Annotated in this window: 19 protein-coding genes and 1 tRNA gene; 14 read left to right on the forward strand and 6 right to left on the reverse strand. The window is 53.4% G+C overall.

The genetic code is table 11. From position 1 onward, the window contains the following. The first annotated feature begins 144 nt into the window (after positions 1 to 144). From HOO88_01715 to HOO88_01775, 13 genes are all read left to right on the forward strand, one after another. Positions 145 to 215: transfer RNA gene (locus HOO88_01715), tRNA-Gln, on the forward strand. 63 nt (positions 216 to 278) lie between these two features. Next, entirely contained in the window at positions 279 to 1,208 is a 930-nt protein-coding gene (locus tag HOO88_01720; GenBank protein NOU35483.1) for a ribose-phosphate pyrophosphokinase, read from the forward strand. A 13-nt stretch (positions 1,209 to 1,221) separates the two neighbouring features. Continuing rightward, positions 1,222 to 1,875 (forward strand): 50S ribosomal protein L25, encoded by a 654-nt coding sequence (locus HOO88_01725; protein ID NOU35484.1) that lies wholly within the window; start codon positions 1,222 to 1,224, stop codon positions 1,873 to 1,875. A gap of 30 nt (positions 1,876 to 1,905) precedes the next feature. Further along, complete coding sequence (locus HOO88_01730) at positions 1,906 to 2,472, forward strand: aminoacyl-tRNA hydrolase (GenBank protein ID NOU35485.1); 567 nt, start codon at positions 1,906 to 1,908, stop codon at positions 2,470 to 2,472. A gap of 17 nt (positions 2,473 to 2,489) precedes the next feature. Beyond that, positions 2,490 to 2,801 (forward strand): 30S ribosomal protein S6, encoded by a 312-nt coding sequence (gene rpsF, locus HOO88_01735; GenBank protein NOU35486.1) that lies wholly within the window; start codon positions 2,490 to 2,492, stop codon positions 2,799 to 2,801. Between the two features lie 3 nt (positions 2,802 to 2,804). Then, positions 2,805 to 3,233, forward strand: coding sequence for a single-stranded DNA-binding protein (gene ssb, locus HOO88_01740; protein NOU35487.1), 429 nt, complete (start codon positions 2,805 to 2,807; stop codon positions 3,231 to 3,233). A gap of 20 nt (positions 3,234 to 3,253) precedes the next feature. Beyond that, positions 3,254 to 3,457, forward strand: coding sequence for a 30S ribosomal protein S18 (locus tag HOO88_01745; protein NOU35488.1), 204 nt, complete (start codon positions 3,254 to 3,256; stop codon positions 3,455 to 3,457). Positions 3,458 to 3,480: 23 nt separating this feature from the next. Beyond that, positions 3,481 to 3,930, forward strand: coding sequence for a 50S ribosomal protein L9 (locus HOO88_01750; GenBank protein ID NOU35489.1), 450 nt, complete (start codon positions 3,481 to 3,483; stop codon positions 3,928 to 3,930). Beyond that, positions 3,927 to 5,300, forward strand: a complete 1,374-nt coding sequence (gene dnaB / locus HOO88_01755) for a replicative DNA helicase (GenBank protein ID NOU35490.1) — start codon at positions 3,927 to 3,929, stop codon at positions 5,298 to 5,300. Before HOO88_01750 ends, dnaB begins: the two co-directional genes overlap by 4 nt. A 6-nt stretch (positions 5,301 to 5,306) precedes the next feature. Next, positions 5,307 to 7,679, forward strand: coding sequence for an outer membrane protein assembly factor BamA (bamA, locus tag HOO88_01760; protein ID NOU35491.1), 2,373 nt, complete (start codon positions 5,307 to 5,309; stop codon positions 7,677 to 7,679). 21 nt (positions 7,680 to 7,700) lie between these two features. Continuing rightward, on the forward strand, positions 7,701 to 8,339 hold the full coding sequence (locus tag HOO88_01765) for an OmpH family outer membrane protein (GenBank protein ID NOU35492.1): 639 nt from the start codon (positions 7,701 to 7,703) through the stop codon (positions 8,337 to 8,339). Further along, positions 8,336 to 9,373: a UDP-3-O-(3-hydroxymyristoyl)glucosamine N-acyltransferase gene (gene lpxD / locus HOO88_01770; protein ID NOU35493.1), complete on the forward strand. Its 1,038-nt coding sequence runs from the start codon at positions 8,336 to 8,338 to the stop codon at positions 9,371 to 9,373. The genes HOO88_01765 and lpxD overlap by 4 nt, the downstream gene beginning before the upstream one ends. Positions 9,374 to 9,631: 258 nt before the next feature. Further along, positions 9,632 to 11,683 carry a glutamine synthetase type III gene (locus HOO88_01775; protein ID NOU35494.1) on the forward strand — a complete coding sequence of 684 codons (2,052 nt, stop codon included), beginning with the start codon at positions 9,632 to 9,634 and terminating at the stop codon, positions 11,681 to 11,683. 75 nt (positions 11,684 to 11,758) lie between these two features. On the opposite strand, the gene HOO88_01780 is transcribed toward HOO88_01775, so the two are convergent. Genes HOO88_01780 through HOO88_01800 form a run of 5 tightly spaced genes read right to left on the reverse strand, consistent with a single transcriptional unit; the run spans position 11,759 to position 16,645 of the window. Further along, positions 11,759 to 12,427 carry a response regulator gene (locus HOO88_01780; protein NOU35495.1) on the reverse strand — a complete coding sequence of 223 codons (669 nt, stop codon included), beginning with the start codon at positions 12,425 to 12,427 and terminating at the stop codon, positions 11,759 to 11,761. Then, on the reverse strand, positions 12,420 to 13,574 hold the full coding sequence (locus HOO88_01785; GenBank protein NOU35496.1) for a hypothetical protein: 1,155 nt from the start codon (positions 13,572 to 13,574) through the stop codon (positions 12,420 to 12,422). Before HOO88_01785 ends, HOO88_01780 begins: the two co-directional genes overlap by 8 nt. After that, positions 13,571 to 14,680 carry a hypothetical protein gene (locus tag HOO88_01790; protein NOU35497.1) on the reverse strand — a complete coding sequence of 370 codons (1,110 nt, stop codon included), beginning with the start codon at positions 14,678 to 14,680 and terminating at the stop codon, positions 13,571 to 13,573. Before HOO88_01790 ends, HOO88_01785 begins: the two co-directional genes overlap by 4 nt. After that, positions 14,673 to 15,512, reverse strand: coding sequence for a glycosyltransferase family 2 protein (locus HOO88_01795; GenBank protein NOU35498.1), 840 nt, complete (start codon positions 15,510 to 15,512; stop codon positions 14,673 to 14,675). Before HOO88_01795 ends, HOO88_01790 begins: the two co-directional genes overlap by 8 nt. Beyond that, a complete protein-coding gene (locus tag HOO88_01800) occupies positions 15,509 to 16,645 on the reverse strand; it encodes a glycosyltransferase family 4 protein (protein ID NOU35499.1) in 1,137 nt (378 codons plus the stop codon). The genes HOO88_01795 and HOO88_01800 overlap by 4 nt, the downstream gene beginning before the upstream one ends. 108 nt (positions 16,646 to 16,753) lie before the next feature. Here HOO88_01800 and HOO88_01805 point away from each other — a divergent pair, with 108 nt between their 5' ends. Next, on the forward strand, positions 16,754 to 17,878 hold the full coding sequence (locus HOO88_01805) for a hypothetical protein (GenBank protein NOU35500.1): 1,125 nt from the start codon (positions 16,754 to 16,756) through the stop codon (positions 17,876 to 17,878). 66 nt (positions 17,879 to 17,944) lie between these two features. On the opposite strand, the gene HOO88_01810 is transcribed toward HOO88_01805, so the two are convergent. Then, positions 17,945 to 19,312, reverse strand: coding sequence for a UDP-glucose 6-dehydrogenase (locus tag HOO88_01810; protein ID NOU35501.1), 1,368 nt, complete (start codon positions 19,310 to 19,312; stop codon positions 17,945 to 17,947). Between the last annotated feature and the right edge of the window lie 236 nt (positions 19,313 to 19,548).

A 19,548-nucleotide genomic window follows, 5' to 3' on the forward strand; every position in this document is an offset into this window, starting at 1 on the left:
AAAAGAGCGGCGGGACGCATAAATCCGCTTTTAGCTGATGCAATTTTTCTCTTTCCCGTTTTAATTTGACAACGATAGGGGCTCTTTTTATGGTTCAACGCTTCTCTCGGGGGAGAGGGGTGTTTTTTTTGGTACTAAAAGGGCTGCCCGATAGTGTAATGGTAGCACACAAGATTTTGATTCTTGGCGTCTAGGTTCAAATCCTAGTCGGGCAAATCCACTAGGACGGGTAAAGCGACCGGCTGAAAAGAACGCAATGGTATTAAGGAAATGAAACGGTGAAAATTTTAGCAGGTACAGCCCATCCGGAACTGGCGGAACGCATTGCCGCCAAAGTCGGCGAAAAGCTCTGTGATGTTCAGATCAGCCGCTTTCCGGACGGGGAAATCTTCGTGAAGATTGCCGAAAATGTCCGCGGGCGTGATGTGTACATTATTCAGCCGACGTCCTATCCCCCGAATGAAAACCTGATGGAACTGCTGATTATGATTGATGCGGCCAAGCGCGCTTCGGCGTCCCGCATCACGGCTGTGATGCCGTTCTACGGCTATGCCCGGCAGGATCGCAAAGATCAGCCGCGCGTTCCGATCACGGCCAAGCTGGTGGCTAATCTTTTGGTGGCGGCAGGAACCAACCGTCTGCTGACCATGGATCTGCACGCTCAGCAGATTCAGGGCTTTTTCGATATTCCTGTTGATCATCTCTATGCCGCGCCGGTTTTTGTAAAATACCTGCGCGAGAAAAAACTTAAAGATCTGGTCGTTGTGGCACCGGATACAGGCGGCATGAAGCTGGCTGCGGCCTATGCGGATATGCTGGATGCCGGTGTCGCTGTGGTCGGTAAAGAACGCAAAAGCGCTGAGCGGGTTGAGGCAACTCATCTGGTTGGCGATGTAAAAGGTTGTAACGCGGTGCTGGTGGACGACATGACATCAACCGCTGGCACGCTGACGGCTGCCGCCAAACTTTTGGAACAGGCCGGAGCTTCTTCGATCCGTGCAGCGGTGAGTCACTCCCTGCTGAACTGCAAAGGAGTAGAGCGGTTGAATGAATCGCCGATTATCGAACTGGTGACCACCGACAGCGTGCCGGCCCGTTGTGAGACCGGCAGTAAAGTAAAGGTTCTTTCTGTGGCGGAGTTGCTGGCCGAAGCAATCCGCCGCATTCATGACAATAATTCGGTAACATCACTTTTCAGAATAACTTGAGGAGAAGAAAGCTATGGACGCAAAAATTATAGTAATGAGCAGAGATGAGAAGGGTTCCGCCAGTGCACGCAGACTGCGCCGCGACGGCCGGGTACCAGGTGTAATTTACAGTGAAGGCACGGCGGCCCGCTCTGTTTCGCTGCCGAAACATGAGTTCGAGCAGATGCTGCGGCATCACACGAGCGAGCATGTGATGATTAAGATTCAGATCGAAGGCGGCAAAGAGGAATCTGTACTTCTGAAAGATGTTCAGCATGACGCTCTTTCCGGCGGCGTGGTTCATGTCGATATGCAAAAAGTTGCAATGGACAAGAAGCTGCACATCGAAGTTCCGGTCGAGCTTATCGGCGAGCCCGAAGGCGTTAGAAATCAGGGCGGCGTGCTGGATCATCTGCTGCACCACATCGAAATTTCGTGCTTCCCGGCTGATATTCCTGAGGCGATCAATGTGGACGTCAGCGCACTGAAACTTGGTGACGTTCTTGCCGTTAAAGATATTCAGATAGACGCTTCGAAATACACGATTTTACTGGATGCTGACACCGGTGTGGCCTCGGTTTCGCTGCCGAAGGTTGTTGAAGAGCCGGCGGCTGAAGAAGGTGCTGTTGCGGCACCGGGCGAGCCCGAAGTGATCCGCGAGAAAAAACCGGAAGAAGCCGCGGAGTAAACCCCGCTGTTTTCTGAGGAGACCGTCTGCGTGAAGGTTATCGTCGGACTTGGAAATCCCGGGCGGGAATATGCAATGACCCGCCATAACATCGGATTTCTGGTGCTGGATGAACTCGCCGGGCGCTCAGGAGTTTCTTTTCGCCGGAATTGGTGGTTCCCGGCGCAGACGGCCAAAGGAACAATCGGTGGTGAAGCAGTTCGGCTGGTAAAACCTCAGACGTTCATGAATCGCAGCGGATTGGCGGTCGGAACAGCGCTTCGCAAGGCAGGCGGGAAAGCAGATGGCCTGATTGTGGTGTTTGACGATGTGGCGCTCGGCTGGGGTCAGTTGCGCGTAAGAGCGCAAGGTTCGGCGGGCGGACACAACGGAGTGCAGTCTGTAACGGATGTGCTGGGGAGCGGCGCTTTCGGCAGGATTCGGATTGGCATCGGCCCGAAACCTGATAGTGTGTCGCTCTCAAATTATGTCTTGGGGCCGTTTTCGGATGCCGAGGAACAGGATTTGAAGGATGTGGTTCGCCGCGCCGCAGATGCGGTGGAGAAGGTCTGCACTGCAGGGATTGAGCAGGCCATGAACTGCTTTAATAGAGTATAGGAGCAAGGAGAGAGAAATTGAAAACACTGTACGAGGGGCTTTATATTTTCCCCGAAACACTGGACGAGGCACAGCTGGATCAGGCTCTTGAGGCCGTGAAGGTTGAATTGGAAAAGCTGGGCGGCACACTGGAAAGTTCGACACGGCTCGGCAAGCGTTCGTTTGCGCGTCCGCTCAGAAAGAAAAAGGGCGGCATTTATGTGGTGAACATGTTCCGTCTCGAAGGCGGACAGATGGCCGCGTTCAAGCACCGTTTGAAGCTCACCACCAATGTGTTCCGTGCACAATTTATGCAGAAGGACGAGGCGGCTACAGCTCAGGAGGCGTAAAATATGTCGACCCTGAATCGAGTATTCCTGATGGGCAATCTGACCCGCGATCCGGAAGTGCGCTATACGCCTTCTGGAACTGCGGTCGGCGACCTCGGTCTGGCCATCAACGAAAGCTACAAAAACAAAGCCGGCGAAACAGTTGAAAGCACGGTGTTTGTTGATGTGGAAGTGTGGGCCCGCCAGGCGGAGACCTGCGCGGAATACCTTTATAAAGGGTCGCCCGTTTTCGTCGAAGGACGTTTGAAGCTCGATCAGTGGACGAATCCGCAGGGAGAAAAGCGCAGTAAGTTGAGAGTGCGCGCGGACCGGGTGCAGTTTCTCGGTGCGCCAAAACGCGGCGCCGAAACAGCTGATGCTCCCCATAACAGCATGCCGACGTCAGCAGGATTTGAAGTCCCGGCGGCGGATGAAGACGATATTCCGTTTTGATAAGGAAAGGATCATAGAACATGGCATACGACAAAGAGGAAAAAGGCGGTCGGCTTCTGGAAGGCGTGACCGAAATTGATTACAAGGATGCGGAGCTGCTCCGTAAATTTATGACCGAACGCGGCAAAATTCTTTCGCGCCGTTATACTGGTGTAACATCCAAACAGCAGCGTCAGGTGAAACGGGCAGTCCGTCAGGCGCGCGTAATGGGACTTTTGCGCTAAGGCGCGAATAGAGGAGAATTGAAATGGCTGTAGAAGTTTTATTGATGAATGCGGTGCCCGGACTCGGCATCGAAGGCGATGTGGTTCGTGTGGCCGACGGCTATGCACGGAACTATCTTTTTCCAAACGGGCTGGCCTCGGAAGTAACCGCGGGCAAAAAACGCCAGATTGAGAAGAAACGCATTGAGCGTCTTGAGCTGATGCGCAAAGAACAGACCGCCGCTGAAGAGCTGGCCAAAAAGTTTGAGAGCATTTCCTGCACGATTGCGGTGAAGACCTCGGAAGGCGGTAAGATGTTCGGCTCCGTTACAGCGGCGCAGATTATCGAAAAACTGGCCGAACAGGGTATCACGCTGGAACGCGCTCAGTTGAAGTTGGATGCTCCGTTGCATGAATTGGGTGTATTTGACGTTATTGTGACCCTCCACCCGGAAGTGAAACCTGTGCTGAAGGTATGGATCGTTGAAGAATGAGTTCTATCGATCAGAGCGGGCGTCGTCTTCCGCCCTATAGTGAGGAAGCCGAACGAGGCGTTCTCGGCTCCGCTCTGATCGAATCCAACCGGGTTATTGAACTCTGCCTGATCAAGTCGCTGTCCACTGATTCATTTTACGTTCCCGCCCACCGGTTGCTCTTTGAGCAGCTTCTGGGAATGTATCAAAGCGCGCGTGCCGTCGACCTGCTGACGGTCGGCGAAGATCTTAAAAAAAGCGGACGGCTCGATCAGGTTGGCGGGTACGCCTTTCTTGAAGGGCTGATCGACAGTACGCCAACATCGGCGCATGCCGACTACTACATTGATATCGTCCAGCAGAAACACCTGCTGCGTCGCATCATCAGTCAGGCGGCCGAAGCCATTGACCATTGCTACACGGACGATGATGCAGAAGAACTGCTCAGCCGGACCGAAGAGGCGTTTTTTGAACTCAGCGATAAAAAGACGGCGTCTTCCGAAGCTTGGAAAGACATAGTCTATAAGACCGCCGGGCAGATTATCAATGGCAACATGCTCGACAACGGCGTACCGACCGGGTTTGCCGGTCTCGATAAGGAACTGCGCGGTCTCCATAATACCGACATGATCGTTTTGGCGGCGCGCCCCTCCATGGGAAAAACGTCGCTCGCCATGAACATTGCGGAACACGCCGCGCTCGGCCGGGGCGGAGATAAAAAACATGCGGTTGGTGTATTCAGTCTCGAAATGTCGCAGGAACAGCTTGTCCGCCGCATGCTTTACAGCAAAGCCGGCGTGCCGGCCTGGAAAGATTATTTTTCGGAAGTCGATCAGAGAAAAATTTCGTCCGCCGCCGACCAGCTGGGGAAAGCCTCCATCATCGTGGATGATTCTGCCGGTCTGGATGTGATGGATTTGCGCGCCCGCGCCCGCCGGATGAAACGAATCCACAATGTCGATTTAATCGTGATCGACTATTTGCAATTGCTGGCGGATAAGCGCCGCTCTCGCGAAGGCCGGCAGCAGGAAACCGCTTCGATTTCCAACAGCATCAAAGCGATGGCGAAAGAGTTGAAAATTCCGGTTCTGATTCTCAGCCAGCTCAGCCGCGCTCCGGAGCAGGGAACCCGCGACGGCAAGCCGCGACTTTCCGACCTGCGCGATTCCGGTGCGATTGAACAGGATGCCGATGTCGTGCTTTTGCTTCAGCGTCCATCTTACTATAACAAAGAGCTGGACGCAGCTTCCGGGGAGGACACACTGGCCATTGTTGATATTGCCAAACATCGTAATGGGCCTACCGGCGAAGTGAAGTTGAATTTCTTTAGAGAGATTACGCGGTTCGAGGATCGGGACGAACGGCACGGGGTAGATGGATCGGCGGAGTAAAACATAATGAAAAAAACAAAATTACTTTTTGGACTGCTGCTGTTGACAACCGGGCTGGCGGCTTCCGGTTTTTCTGCTCTGGTGCTCAGTGAAGTCCGCATTGAAAACATCGAAAGCGCCGTGCTTGACGAATCGTTTGTGCGGGCCTACGTCTCGTTGCGGGCCGGTCAGGAAATCGGAAGTGAATTTGAGCTGAACGCGGCGGTTGCTCACGATGTTGATAATCTTAAAAAATCCGGACGGTTCGCTTATGTGCGCGCTGTTATCGAGCAGTTCGGCGATAAATTTACGCTGGTGTACAAGGTGGCCAGCCGGTTGCGTCTCCGGCAGATTGATATTATCGGTGCCGAAGAGATTGGTAATCGCAAAATCAAAAAGGAACTTGATCTGACGCTGGGCGATTATGTGGATGAGGCGCTGATTGGTGAGAAGGTGCGTAAAGTCGAAGCCTATTGCCGGAAAAACAAATATCCCGACGCCACCATCACATGGGAACTGAAGCCGGATGAAAAAACCGGCGCAGGCGATCTTTCACTGAAGGTGACGGAAGGTGAAAAACTGCGGGTTAAGCGGATATCTTTTGAGGGCGATAACATTGCGAGCGACAGCGTTTGCCGGAGGATGACGCCCAACATTTTTCCGTCCCGGAAAGCTTCCGATAAGTTCAATCCATGGGAACTGCGGAAGGTGATGCAGCAGAAAAAGACCTGGTGGATCACTCCCTGGTTCGGCGCGTATAAGCCGGAAATGAAGGAAGCCGATCTGGCCGCCATCCGTAAGCTTTATCAGGATCGCGGGTTTCTGGATGTGCAGGTGGAGGGTCCGGAGATCAAGCCTCTTGGCGACGGGAATGTAGAGCTGGTTTATCGCGTGCAGGAAAAAGTTAAGTATCAAATCGGCCCGATTGAATTTGATGGAAATACTCTGTATGACCGCGCAGAACTCGAAAAGCAGATAAAAATACAGTCCGGTGCGCTGGCTTCCCGCACGGCGATTGACGATTCCGCTTCTGCTGTGAACCATTATTACGGCAACCGCGGATATATTCGCAACGACGTTCAGCCGTTGATTACAACGGATCCGGCGACAAAAACAGCGTCCATCCGGTTTGTCGTTCGTGAGGGTGAACTGGCACACATCAATGAGATTGATATCCGCGGCAGCGAAAAAACCCGCGACGAAGTGATGCGCCGTGAACTGGCGGTTTATCCCGGCGAGCTCTTCCATCAGGGCAAAGTTGAAACCAGCGAGAGTCGGCTTAAAAATCTTGGCTACTTCGAAACCGTTAGTAGTTCATACACTCCGGCGGCAACCACCAATACTTATGATCTCGCGTTTAAGGTTAAAGAAAAGGCGATGGGCAGTTTCTTAATCGGTGCAGGCTTTTCCAGCGTGGACAGTCTGGTCGGCTTCGCCGAACTTTCCCACGGCAACTTTGATATCCAGCGCTGGCCGCCGGTCGGCGACGGGCAGAAGATGAAAGTGCGGGTACAGGCCGGTACGAAACGCAGTGACTTGGAAGTTTCGTTTATTGAGCCTTGGTTTATGGATCGCAAGTTGGCACTGGGTCAGGATTTGTATTATCGCAATGCCAGCTATTACAGCGATCAATTCGATTTACAGACCGTGGGAAGTAAGACCTCGCTGACGAAACCGATTTGGGATCCGTTTACTCGCGGAACGGTGAGCTATTCACTCGAACAGTTTAATGTCGATAATGTGACGGCTCCAGCTGGCTCCGATATATTGAACGATGCGGGAACTTGGCTAAAATCAACAGTCGGAACCAGTATTTCGCGCGACACGCGTGATCAGTTCTTTATTCCGACTAAAGGAAATTTCAGTTCGGTCGGTGTCGAGTTGTCCGGCGGACCGCTTGCAGGCGATGAAAGCATCTATGCGCTGGAGGCAAAATCTTCCCAGTTCTGGCCGGTGCTGAATGATCATGTGTTTAATCTCAAGGGCGAGGTTCGTACGGTTGATAGTTATGGCGATTCGAGTCGGGTTCCGATTTTCGACCGCCTTTTTCTTGGTGGACCGCGCACGATTCGCGGTTTTGCCTATCGGGATATCAGCCCGCGCGATTCGATCAATGGTAATGAACCAATGGGTGGCTTGAGTAGCTGGTACGCAACAGCCGAATACACGGTTCCGCTTTGGAGTAAAATCCGTGGCGCTGTTTTCTATGACATTGGGGCGGTTTCGGCAAACTCGTTTGATTTCTTCAGTGCGGATATTAATTCCAGCTATGGAATCGGCGCCCGCGTTGACTTGCCGATGTTCCCGTTGCGTCTGGACTATGCAATTCCGCATATTATGGATGAAAACAATTCAGGGGCCAGCGGGCGGTTCAGTTTTCTGCTGGGATACTCGTTTTAATCAACGAAACAAGGAGATGGTATGAAGAAATTTTTGTTATCGATCGCTGCTGTTTTTCTGCTGGCCGGCTCAGCGATGTCGGTGGAAAGTATCGTTTTCATAGATCTTGAACGGACGTTTAACGAGTTCTACAAAACACAGCTGGCTAAATCAAAGGTCGAAGTTCAGCAGCAGGACATTGAGGCTGAGCGGAAGATCATGGTGGATGAAATGACCATCATTAACAACGAAGTTGATGCGCTGAAAAAAGAAGCGCGCGACGTCACGTTGACGGATGAAATTCGCGACAGTAAGCGCATGCTTTACGAAGAACGGCTACTTACATTGCGAGCCAAGCAAAAAGAGATTGAAGAGTTCACCTCTCGGCGGCAGCAGCAGCTTCAGCTTCAGGTTTCCCGTATGAGCCAGACCATTATGGATGAAATACGCCAAACCGTCGTGGAGTATGCAAAAAAAGAAGGATTTACTGCCGTGGTGGATAACTCATCACGCCGCGCAGCCATCGGCGTTTTTATCTACACCCATCCTGATGTCGAAATCACGGAGGCCATTCTGGTTATACTCAATAGCAAGCACCCTGATGTATCCCGAGGGGGAGGTCTGTTCGATGATGGAACAGAAACAAATAAACCCTCCGCGAAGGAAAATAAAAAGCCATGAAGCTTTCTGATTTAGCCAGGCAGATCGGCGGCTCTTTCGATGGCGATGGGGCGGTGGAAATCTGCGGCGTTTCCGGTATTCGGGAAGCCGAGGCGGGCGACGTTTCCTTTATTGCCAACCCGCGTTACGCCCCGGAAGCCGCTTTAACTAAAGCATCAGCTGTAATTGTTGCCGAGGACTGGGCTACAGATTGTCCGGCGACACTTATCCGTGTCAAAAATCCTGATGCGGCGTTTGCCAAGGTTGCCTTGCTTTTCTATGTTCCCGCGCCAGACCCCTCGTCCGGCGTGCATCCGACAGCGGTTGTTGCAAAAGATGTCGAGCTGGGGTCTGGAGTTAGCGTTGGCCCGTTTTGCGTAATCGAATCAGGTGTAAAAATCGGTGAAGGAACGGTGATTTCTGCTCAGTGCTACATTGGATTCCGGTCCGTTATCGGCGCAAAAAGTTTTCTTTACCCTCAGGTATCCCTGCGTGAATTTACACAAATCGGAAACCGTACGATTATCCACAACGGAACGGTGGTTGGCAGCGACGGGTTTGGTTACTCGGTGGACGGCGAAGGAGTCCGTACGAAGATTCCCCAGATCGGTCACGTTGAAATCGGCGACGATGTTGAAATCGGCGCGAACGTAACCATTGATCGTGCCCGTTTCGGGAAAACCCGGATCGGGAAAGGCGTTAAAATCGATAATTTGGTGCAGATTGCCCACAATGTCACCATTGGTGATCATGCCGTTATCGTTTCACAGACAGGTATTGCCGGGAGCACATCCATCGGGGATAAAACTATTTTAGCTGCACAGGCCGGCATTGCCGGCCATCTCAACATAGGATCCGGGGTGATCGTTGGCCCAAGATCCGGCGTCACCAAGGACCTCCCGGATGGAATCCACGTTATGGGTGCGCCTGCAATGCCGGCCGATAAAATGAAGAGAATGAACGCCAGTGTTATGCTCCTTCCGAAAATGAAGGAACGTATCGCCGCATTGCAGGACAGAGTGAGTAAGCTGGAGGAGCGCAACAAATCTGAATAAGCGGAACACAATTGTATTTTAAATTTCAAATAAAATACACTTTGGTATCTAGTCGTCCGGGAAAATAATTGCGAGGCGGCGACTATGTTGTCGCAATTTGTTGTTAATAAATATGTTGAGGATGTTATGTGGTCTATGGCGCTTAGAGGTACGCTTGTTGCTAAGACAAAGGGCGCCTTCGACTGAAGTTGTCGGCAGAAGAGCTGATATTGATTTATTTGAAAAAGAACTGAACCCACTACGCTAAGGAGACATAAAATGGCCAATCCCACCGAACTGTTTGGAGAAAACGTATTCAGCATGCGCATTATGCGCGAGCACCTCTCTGAGAAGACCGTTAAATCGCTCGAAGCGACCATTAAAACCGGCAAAAGCCTTGATGCTGGTATCGCAGATGAAGTCGCTGAAGCGATGAAAGAATGGGCCATTGCTAAAGGTGCGACTCACTTCACCCACTGGTTCCAGCCATTGACCGGCTCAACCGCCGAAAAACACGACTCCTTTATTGTTCCGGACGGAGAAGGTTCTGTTGTTTGTAAATTTTCCGGTGCTGAGCTGATTCAGGGTGAACCCGACGCATCCAGTTTTCCGTCCGGCGGGCTGCGCGCCACCTTTGAAGCCCGCGGTTATACCGGTTGGGATCCCAGCAGCCCAGCATTCATCAAAGACAACACCCTGTGCATTCCGACCGTTTTCTGCGGCTACCATGGCGAAGCGCTGGACAAGAAAACTCCACTGTTGCGCTCTATGAAGGCCCTCAGCGAGCAGGCCGAACGTTTGGCTAAGCTTTTCAAGCTTCCTTGCAAGCAGACCGCGTTTTCTACGCTGGGCGCAGAGCAGGAATATTTCCTGATCGACGAAGAGATGTACAATGCCCGTTTGGATCTTCAGCAGACCGGTCGCACTCTTTTCGGCAGCAAGCCAGCCAAGCATCAGCAGATGGAAGATCACTATTTCGGCGCCATTAAGACCCGTGTGGTGGCCTTCATGGAAGACCTTGACTTGGAGCTCTGGCGTTTAGGCGTTCCGTCCAAAACCCGCCACAACGAAGTGGCTCCCGGCCAGTTTGAAATCGCTCCGATATTCGAAAGCCTGAACCTCGCGGTAGACCACAACATGATCACCATGGAAGTTCTCCGCAAGACGGCTGAACGACATGGGTTTGTCTGTCTTTTGCACGAAAAACCCTATGCGGGCGTTAACGGATCCGGCAAACACAACAACTGGTCGCTCTGCGGTCCGGATGGGAAGAACTGGCTTTCGCCCGGCGACAATCCGCACGAAAACGCCAAGTTCATGACCATGATTTGCGCGCTGATGAAAGCGGTCGATACCCACGCGGACATTCTTCGCGCCACAGTTGCCACTGCCGGTAACGATCATCGTCTGGGAGCCAATGAAGCGCCCCCGGCGATCATTTCCATTTTCCTCGGCGATCAGCTCTCCGACATCGTGGAGCAGATCGAAAAAGGCGGAGCGAAGAGCTCTAAGGCGGGCGGGCACATCAACCTCGGTGTGGACACACTGCCAGCCCTGCCGCGCGGTAATACCGACCGCAACCGCACATCGCCGTTTGCCTTCACAGGAAACAAATTCGAGTTCCGCGCTGTCGGATCCAACCAGAGCTGTGCTGGTTCCAATGTGACGATCAACACCATCGTCGCGGAAGCCCTCGATGAAATCTGCACGAAACTCGAAGCCGACGTAAAAGACGGCAAGAAGTTTAATGATGCCCTCCAGACCCTGTTGGCCTCGATCATCAAAAAGCACAAACGGATTCTTTTCAACGGCGACAACTACACCGAAGCCTGGGCCAAAGAAGCTGCCAAGCGCGGCCTGCCGAACGTCAAAAAGACCCCGGATTCACTCAAAGCCTTCAACACACCTAAAGCGAAGAAGCTCTTTGAGAAGTACGGTGTGTTGTCTGAGAAGGAACTGCACTCCCGCTTCGATATCTACAACGAGACCTATGAAAAGACGGTTGAGATTGAAGCCGGCGTGACGCTGACCATGGCGAAAACCATGTTTATTCCGGCGGCCGTGACTGCGCAAAGCGAACTGGCCGCATCCATCAAGGCGATTGCAGCGGCTGGCGGAACGGTGACTGGCGCCAAAGCGGAGCTCAAAGCCATGAGTGCTGAGACCGAAAAACTCTATAAGGCTGCGGCTGCGCTTGAAAAAGCGCACGGTGCGGAAAAACTGATTGCCGCGATGGGCAAAGTCCGCGCTTCAGTTGATGCGCTTGAGAAGATGGTTCCGGATGATATCTGGCCGGTTCCGACCTACGTCGAGATGCTGTTCATGATGTAATTCGCGTCAGCGCATCAAAACCGAAAAGGCTCCCTGCAAAAAGGGAGCCTTTTTATTTTGTAAAAAAACCGGGGCTCAGCGGGTCAGAAAATGACTTTGACTGAAAATGTCGATTCCCAGATAACTTTTTACGAAATAGATAATCAGCATAATGCAAATGCCAACGCTCAGGGCGAGGACTCCTAGAGCCAGCATGAGCGCCAGAATGTTGCCAAAGAGCGGCGCGCCGTAGCGGAAGGATTGCTGAGAGATCACTCGTAGCCGGTAAAGCCAGTAAGGTGCGCTGTAGACCTGCTTGTCAATTTCCTTCTGGTTGAGCGCCAGTTGCTGCTGTAAGGATTCGATATCGTATTGGCGTACGGCCGCATGGACGGCCTGCTGAATGTCGGCAGGCGAGGCAGGCTTCTTTATAAAACGGAAAATCTGGCCCTCGTTAATGGCTTTAATAAACAGATCAGTTTCAAGCGCTGCGCTGAAGAGTACGCTTTTGATCTGGGCATTCCGCTGTTTTAGTGTGACCAGAAAGTCGAGGCCGCTTTGGCCCGGCAGGATATGGTCGCACAGGATGGCTTTGATATTCCGTCCGCGCAGAACCTCAACGGCTTCTTCGGCCGATCCGGCCTGATAGATGACGTATTCTTTTTGAAGAACCCGGTAGAGAACTTTCAGCATGAACGCGTCGTCGTCAATAACCAGAACGGCGTCCTTTTCCTTCGCGGCAAACTCTTGAGTTTTTTCAGTCACTAAAGCCAAGCTCCTTGTGCATTAGATGATAGATTTGGCGGATGTTTGTCAAGTCTGCCGGCAGTTCACGGTTGGAACAAATAGAGGCGGCGGAATCCGCATCCTGAGGGTCGTAGCCGTGCAGCCCTTTGATTTGCTTGACGCCCATGAAGCCGGGAACGATTTGCAGACCTGAATGAATCAGAAAAATAAGATCGCCGTACATGCCGTTCCCAAACCATACGCCTTCGCGTTTCAGCTCGTCATCGGTCAGAACCCGGCCCTTCGGGTGACGGCTCAATAGAGCTGTAATCGCCTGTCGCGCGCCGTCATTGAGAAACCAGAACCGCGCCATCGTAGAGTCATAGAATGCGACATAATCTTTATTCCAGCGCAGGCCGGTTTTTTTGATGTCGGCAATCAAGTCGTATCCTGCGGTGACATCGTGCATGCCGTGGTCGGTAAAAACATACCACGCCACTTCGTCATAATTTTTTTCCGCTGTCGCAATCAGTTGACGTATCTGCAGATCGTACCTGTGAATCAGTTCTGTAACTTTCGGGTCGTGTGTGCCGACAGCGTGCATCAGGGCATCCAGCTTTCCGAGGGAGCAGTAGGCAAACTCAATCCGTTGTGTTTCTATGTCGGTCGTGAGGCGTGCCAGCTTGGTTTCATCGCTTACCGCACTGTCGTGAACGTAGTGCGGAATGCCGCGCCGCACCAGTTCATCAAAAATGGTTTCGCCGCGCAGCAATCCGCCCGGCTCCCAGATACGTCTCTTTTCGGCGTAGTTGAACAGCGGCAGAATTTTGAACGGTACGCCGTAGAGCTGGAAATAACCGGTGAACCCCAGAGTCTTCTTAATAATTTTACTTAGATAGTGCCGAACCCGTCCGCGCCGGAAAATGATGTCTGGCAAAACCGCCAGCACGTTTGTCCACTTGAACGGCGAGCCTTTCGGGTCATAGTAGAATGACGACCACATCAAATGTTCACTGGGGAGCTTGCCGGAAATAATGGACGGGTCGCACGCCGAAGAATAGCCCAGAATGGTATCCAGTTTTTTGTGGTCACGGATCAACCCGTGCAGGAAGAACGGGTGCCGGAGAAAAATTTCCCGGCCGAACGCATCAATAAAAATGAAAAGACTCAGCTTGGGCTTTTTCATGAGAATCTCTGCTGAAGGGCATAAAATTCACTGCACAGTTTTTCAAATTCGGTTTCATAGGAACAAAGCAGGTGGCCGATGACATCGCGATCCGCATGTTTCGTCAGCAGTAACGGCAGCACCGCATAAAGCCGCAGGCGGGGGTGAGCAAATCCATAGCGGAGAGCGCCCGGCCCGAAGGTGCGCAGGTTGTGTATTGTGTTTTTCACCGGCGACCCTTCTTTTCCGAGGTGCGGAAAATAGTGAGCATATTTTTCCAGTGTCTGGAACTTCCGGTTAAGCCGGCGCCGCTCATACCAGAGAAAGAACTGCTCGTAACGTTGCACGGTTTCTGCAAAGCGCAAATGGACATTTCCGTTGTCCAGAGCCTGGAAATCGACCCGTTCCTTGAAATCAATCGCTTGGCTGTAGGCGCTCATGAAGGTTCGCGCATCGTCCAGCCCGGAAAGATCGATTTCCGGCAGACGGTGCCGTTTAACAACATACGAGGGGTCGTAAGCGCCGCGCATCAGCAGCGCGCAGTCGCCGAAGGCAAGATCGGCTTTGAAAAGGAACTTCAAAAAGCGCTCTTTTTCATCGTGTGTCAGTATTTCCGGCTGGGCGAGCCGCCGTTTGATATCGAGCAGCAGTTTACCCCGGTTCATCAGCAGTCGCGTACCTTCGGAAAGCGGAATGGCGTTGCGCGGATAAGCCGGCATGGCGCTGAGAATTTTTTGATTTCCGCGGATCACCCGGTGGCCGTATTTCATTTCGTAGTTGAGCAGGGAAAATTCGCACTTCGGCAGTGCGGAGGAAAGATAAGGGTAGAGGTCAACCGGCAGGCCGATCTCTCCGGAAAGTTCTTTCTCCAGTTTTTTGAGAGCCCTCTTCAGTAGCGGATCCAGTGTATCGGTCACCACAATCAAGTCGTAGTCGTTGAAGGGGAGCTCTTGTCCGCTGGGGCCGATCATCGGCGATCCTTCGCCGCGTCCATAGCCGCCGAGCAGGATCAGCGCCATCCAATGTCTTGAAAAAGGCGATGCGTACAACGCGTCGGCGATACGTTTCATGTCTGCGTCAATGCGGGCATCGAATGCCGGAGACCCTTTGACGGAATATTTACCCACGGGAGCCTTCTTTCAGTCCGCGGTAGAGGGCCGTATGGATGACGGCGCGATAGGCGATGTTATAGGGAATTGTATCGGGCCGTCCTTTGCGCAGGGCATAAAACAAATCGCGCGCCCACTCCTTGCAGAGTTCCATGGTTTGGGAAAACAGATTCGTCCGGCGGCCATAGGTGTGCGCGAACCGCAGTCCGTGCCGGAATTTTTTTCGGTAAAGCTCCTTGAGCGTGTAATTGTGGGAATGCTCCACAACGGAATCGGCTGCCAGCTTGAATCGTGCGCCCTGTGCGCGGCATTCATGTGCCCATGCGACATCTTCAGCGTAACCCTTTTCCGGGAATTTGATTTTTTGCCAGAGATCGCGCCGGAACGCGCAGGTGACGGCGGAAAAAAAGTCGGCATTGTCACCCTTGATGTTTTTCGGATCATAGGCGCGCAGGTAATCGTAGGTGATGATGAAGCGGGCGTCGGAGCGCGTGACCTGTGCGCTCATCACGGCGTCGGCTTCGCCGTCAAACAGCGGGCGGAGCAATTTTTCGAGCGCGTCTTCGCTTTGGAAAATCGCATCGGCATTCTGAAAAACAATAAACTCCTGCGTGGCACGCGCCGACATATCATTCAGCACCTTACCCGGAAGGTATGATTCCGGCGGAATACAGATCAGGTGCTCCGGATTAATCGTGTTGCGCAAAATATCGAGCGACCCGTCCGTCGAGCCGGAATCTACCGCGAACAGCTCGATGTCTTTGAACGTTTGACGCCTCAGGCTGGCGATGGCCTCCGGAAGATAGGGCATCTCGTTCTTTGAGCGCATGATGACGGCGACGCGACTCATAATCCGGCGACCCTTTCGTAGATGTCGAGAGTCTGCCTTGCCGTGCGGTTCCAGTCAAACTCCGCCGCATACTCAACGCCTTGGCGGCGTTTCGCATAGCTCCAGCCTTCGGAAAGCGTTTTTTCCAGACACTGAAAAATTTCCTCCGTGCTGTGCGGATTAAACTTTGGCACCACATTGCCGGCAATTTCGCGCATGGAGGACGTGTTGGAACAGATCACCGGCGCTCCGCAAGCCAGCGCTTCAATGATCGGGAAGCCGAAGCCTTCGAAAAGCGACGGAAACGCCATCAGGTCGCAGGCGTTGTAGAAAAGCGGCATATCCTCCAACGGCACGAAGCCGGGGAAAAGAATATCGTCGTGTACCGGGCTGGTGGCGGCGCGTGCGCGAATCACGTCCGCGCCGTTCCAGTCGGCTCCCGGCAGGACCAGTTTATGCGGGCTGTCGGTTGCCGTCTTAAACTGTTCGAAGGCCTCGATCAGCCGGACGTGATTTTTCGCCGGATGCTCCAGCCGGGAAACATAAACGATGAAGGGCTTGTCGAGTTTGTACTTTTCGGCGAGTTGTGCGCGGGCGGATGATTTTTCCGCAGGGCAGAAAATCTGATGGTTGATGCCGGAGTAGAGCACGGTGATTTTTTCCGGCGCAACGCCGACGCGTTCGACGATGTCCTTCTTGGAATAATGGCTGACGGTGATGATGTGGTCGGCATTGCGAATCTGCGATGGAACAATGCGGCGGTTATAGAACATTCGCGCGGCATCATATTTGGCGTCCATCGAAAGCGTGGCGACATCGTGAACGGTCGCGACAATCGGACATTCCTTTACCAGCGGAATCCGCCGGTAGCTTGGCACATGCAGCAGGTCAAACTTTCTGAGTTTTGCCAGAACCGGAAGAACGGTGTTGTGCCACGCAATGTTGACCACCGGATGGGAAATAAAATCCGAATAGAGCCGCTTCTGGAAATTCGGCGACGTCAGCTTAATCAGCTCGGCTTCGCGCATCGGCATCATGATGTCGTACCGGCTGACCGGATCCTCCTGCTGGAGGTGCCGGAGCAGTTCGCGGATGTAGGAAGCCACGCCGGAGCGCCCGCCCTGCATTACAAAAGCTGAAAATCCAATCTTCATTGCCGCCGGATTCTAACCACACCGCCGCGCATTTAAAATAAACTTCCCCCGCAAAGTTGGTAACAGCCTTGGCAGGGAATCGGCTGCCGGTGTACAGTGCCGTCCGTGATGAACGCGAAGACCATTTTTAGAATTCTGGCGGCCATGGTTCTCTGCGGAATCGCGCGCGGCGCGGAGCCGGTACAGGTCGATTTCTTTTTCGAGCCGGGCTGTCATGAGTGCGAGCGGATCGAAACGGAGCTTCTTCCGGAGATCGGAAAGAGGTTTCCCGGAACCTGCTCAATTCGGCGTCATGACATCGGCGTCGAGACAAACTTCCTGCATCTGCTCCAGCTGGAGCATGAGCTGGGCTATACAAGTCCGGATCGGGCTTACCTGATCGTCAACCGGCAGGTTGTTTTCGGCCCATCGCCGTCGCACGAGGATTTTTTCGCCGCAGTCTCCAATCTGCTGACCCAAAGCACCGTCAGTCCGGCGACGCAAACGGTCGCGCCGGATCTGGCAGAGAAATGGTACAGCGGATTTACGTTTTCCGCGGTGATCGCCGCCGGACTGATTGACGGAATCAATCCGTGCGCGATTTCAACGCTGGTCTTTTTCATGAGCCTGCTGGCAGTTGCTAAAGTCCGGAACCGCCAGCTCATCCTGCTGGGAATCTCATTCTGTACCGCTTCATTTCTGACCTATCTGGGTATCGGCTTCGGACTGTTCCGCATCATACATCTGTTCTCCGGCTTTACCGCACTGCGCAGCGCGGTGGAATTGGGAATGGTCACGGCCTTGCTGGTTCTCGCCGTCCTGTCGTTCCGCGACGCCATTCGCTTCCGGAAAACCGGCCGCGCCGCCGATGTGACGCTTCAGCTTTCCGCCGGCATGAAGAAGCGCATTCACGACGTCATGCGCCGCGGACTTGGCAGTACCAGCATCATCTGGGGCGGATTGCTGATCGGTTGCGCGGTGACGGTACTGGAAAGTGTCTGCACCGGGCAGGTCTATGTCCCGACGCTGGTTCTGATTCTGAAAGACAGCGCCTTCTCCGAATTCCGGGCGTGGATGCTTCTGCTGCTTTATAACGCGCTGTTTATTCTGCCGCTGGTTGTCGTATTCGCCGCGGTTTACTTCGGCCTGCGGACGGAAACGCTGCTCGCCTGGAGCCGCCGGAACGTAGTCGTCTCCAAGCTTCTCCTCGGACTTTTCTTCGTCCTGATGGCGCTGTTTATCTTCTGCGGGTGAGTATCACACCAAAGCCGCCGGGACGGCGGCGATACGTGTACCGCAAGCGTCCCGCTTGCCGAAGTCTCAGATGTGCTTCCGCGCGGCTTTGCCAATGGAATAGACGTTGAAGCCGACCTTGTGAAGCGCCTTGTGATCGAGGTGATTGCGTCCGTCGAACAGAAACGCGGGCTGAACCATGCCGTCGAAAATCTTCTTATAGTCGAGCGTTTTGTATTCCTTCCACTCGGTCAGCAGAGCAATGGCATGCGCGCCTTTGGCCGCCTTGTACGGATCAGCCTCGAACTTGACGCGGTCGATCACATCGGCCAGATCAACCTTGGCGTGTTCCATGGCCTGCGGGTCGGTGATCACCACTTCGGCATTTTCCGCCAGCAGTTCGCGGGCGATCAGGATGGCCGGGCTTTCGCGCGTATCACCGGTATCGGCCTTAAACGCGAAACCGAACAGCGCGATCCGCTTGCCGGCAATCGTGTTGAACATTTCCTTGAGCATCCGGGCGACAAAGCGGCGTTCCTGATATTCGTTCATCTTCACAACCTGCCGCCAGTATTCGGCCACTTCGTGCAGTCCGTAGCTTTCGCAGAGGTAAACGAGGTTCAAGATGTCTTTCTTAAAGCACGATCCGCCGAAACCGACGCTGGCTTTCAGGAACTTCGGGCCGATCCGGCTGTCCATGCCGATGGCGCGCGCCACTTCGCCGACGTCGGCGTCGGTTGCTTCGCACAGCGCGGAAATGCTGTTGATTGAACTGACGCGCTGGGCGAGGAACGCATTGGCCGTCAGCTTGGAAAGCTCGCTCGACCAGAGATTGGTCGTCAGGATTTTTTCCGGCGGAACCCATGCGGCGTAAACATCTGCCAACGCCTTAATCGCCTTCTTGCCTTTAGATGTCGGATGTCCGCCGATTAAAATACGGTCGGGGTTTTCGAGGTCGGCGATGGCGGTGCCTTCGGCGAGAAACTCCGGATTGGAGAGAACGTCGAAATGCACGCCGTTCTTACCGCTGTTCAGAATACGTTCCATCGCGGCGGCGGTACGGACGGGCAGGGTGCTCTTTTCGACCACGATTTTATCGGAAGTCGAAACTTCCAGAATCTGGCGGGCGCACTTTTCCCAGTACTGGAGGTCGGCGGCGCAGCCCGCGCCGTGACCGAACATTTTGGTCGGCGTGTTCACGCTCACGAAAATAATATCGGCATCCTTGATGCCCTTCACCACGTTGGTGGAGAAAAAGAGATTCTTGCCGCGGGCGGCCTTAACCACCTCGTCGAGACCCGGCTCGTAGATCGGCAATGTGTCGGAGTTCCAGGCGTCGATGCGCTTCTGGTTGATGTCCACCACGGTCACTTTGACCTTCGGATTCTTCTTGGCGATCATCGCCATGGTTGGCCCGCCGACATAACCCGCACCGATGCAAAGAATTTTAACCATAATTAACTCCTAGCCTGATCTATTCACTTCCTTCATAGCCACCTGCAAATCAAGCTTATGCTCGTCTTGCAGGTTTCGACTCGCCCTTGGCTCGCTCAAGGCTAGCCCTGAGCGAACCCTTTCAAGGGTTCTGTCGAAGCCCCTCCGGGGTGAATAATTCATTCATGAATTATTCAGGCTAGAAGGTTCTAGAAACTGGCAGGATGTATAACCGTTTTCCGCACCGCCCGCCAGCC

The sequence above is a fragment of the Kiritimatiellaceae bacterium genome (assembly GCA_013141415.1).
GTDB lineage: Bacteria > Verrucomicrobiota > Kiritimatiellia > Kiritimatiellales > Tichowtungiaceae > Tichowtungia.

Bases quoted from the DNA above. Each gene is read 5' to 3' on its own strand.
- bamA (NOU35491.1), top strand. From the start codon at position 5,307: ATGAAAAAAACAAAATTACTTTTTGGACTGCTGCTGTTGACAACCGGG.
- ssb (NOU35487.1), top strand. From the start codon at position 2,805: ATGTCGACCCTGAATCGAGTATTCCTGATGGGCAATCTGACCCGCGAT.
- HOO88_01810 (NOU35501.1), bottom strand. From the start codon at position 19,312: ATGGTTAAAATTCTTTGCATCGGTGCGGGTTATGTCGGCGGGCCAACC.
- HOO88_01750 (NOU35489.1), top strand. From the start codon at position 3,481: ATGGCTGTAGAAGTTTTATTGATGAATGCGGTGCCCGGACTCGGCATC.
- HOO88_01765 (NOU35492.1), top strand. From the start codon at position 7,701: ATGAAGAAATTTTTGTTATCGATCGCTGCTGTTTTTCTGCTGGCCGGC.
- HOO88_01775 (NOU35494.1), top strand. From the start codon at position 9,632: ATGGCCAATCCCACCGAACTGTTTGGAGAAAACGTATTCAGCATGCGC.
- HOO88_01785 (NOU35496.1), bottom strand. From the start codon at position 13,574: ATGAAAAAGCCCAAGCTGAGTCTTTTCATTTTTATTGATGCGTTCGGC.
- HOO88_01745 (NOU35488.1), top strand. From the start codon at position 3,254: ATGGCATACGACAAAGAGGAAAAAGGCGGTCGGCTTCTGGAAGGCGTG.
- lpxD (NOU35493.1), top strand. From the start codon at position 8,336: ATGAAGCTTTCTGATTTAGCCAGGCAGATCGGCGGCTCTTTCGATGGC.
- HOO88_01800 (NOU35499.1), bottom strand. From the start codon at position 16,645: ATGAAGATTGGATTTTCAGCTTTTGTAATGCAGGGCGGGCGCTCCGGC.
- HOO88_01795 (NOU35498.1), bottom strand. From the start codon at position 15,512: ATGAGTCGCGTCGCCGTCATCATGCGCTCAAAGAACGAGATGCCCTAT.
- HOO88_01725 (NOU35484.1), top strand. From the start codon at position 1,222: ATGGACGCAAAAATTATAGTAATGAGCAGAGATGAGAAGGGTTCCGCC.
- dnaB (NOU35490.1), top strand. From the start codon at position 3,927: ATGAGTTCTATCGATCAGAGCGGGCGTCGTCTTCCGCCCTATAGTGAG.
- HOO88_01805 (NOU35500.1), top strand. From the start codon at position 16,754: ATGAACGCGAAGACCATTTTTAGAATTCTGGCGGCCATGGTTCTCTGC.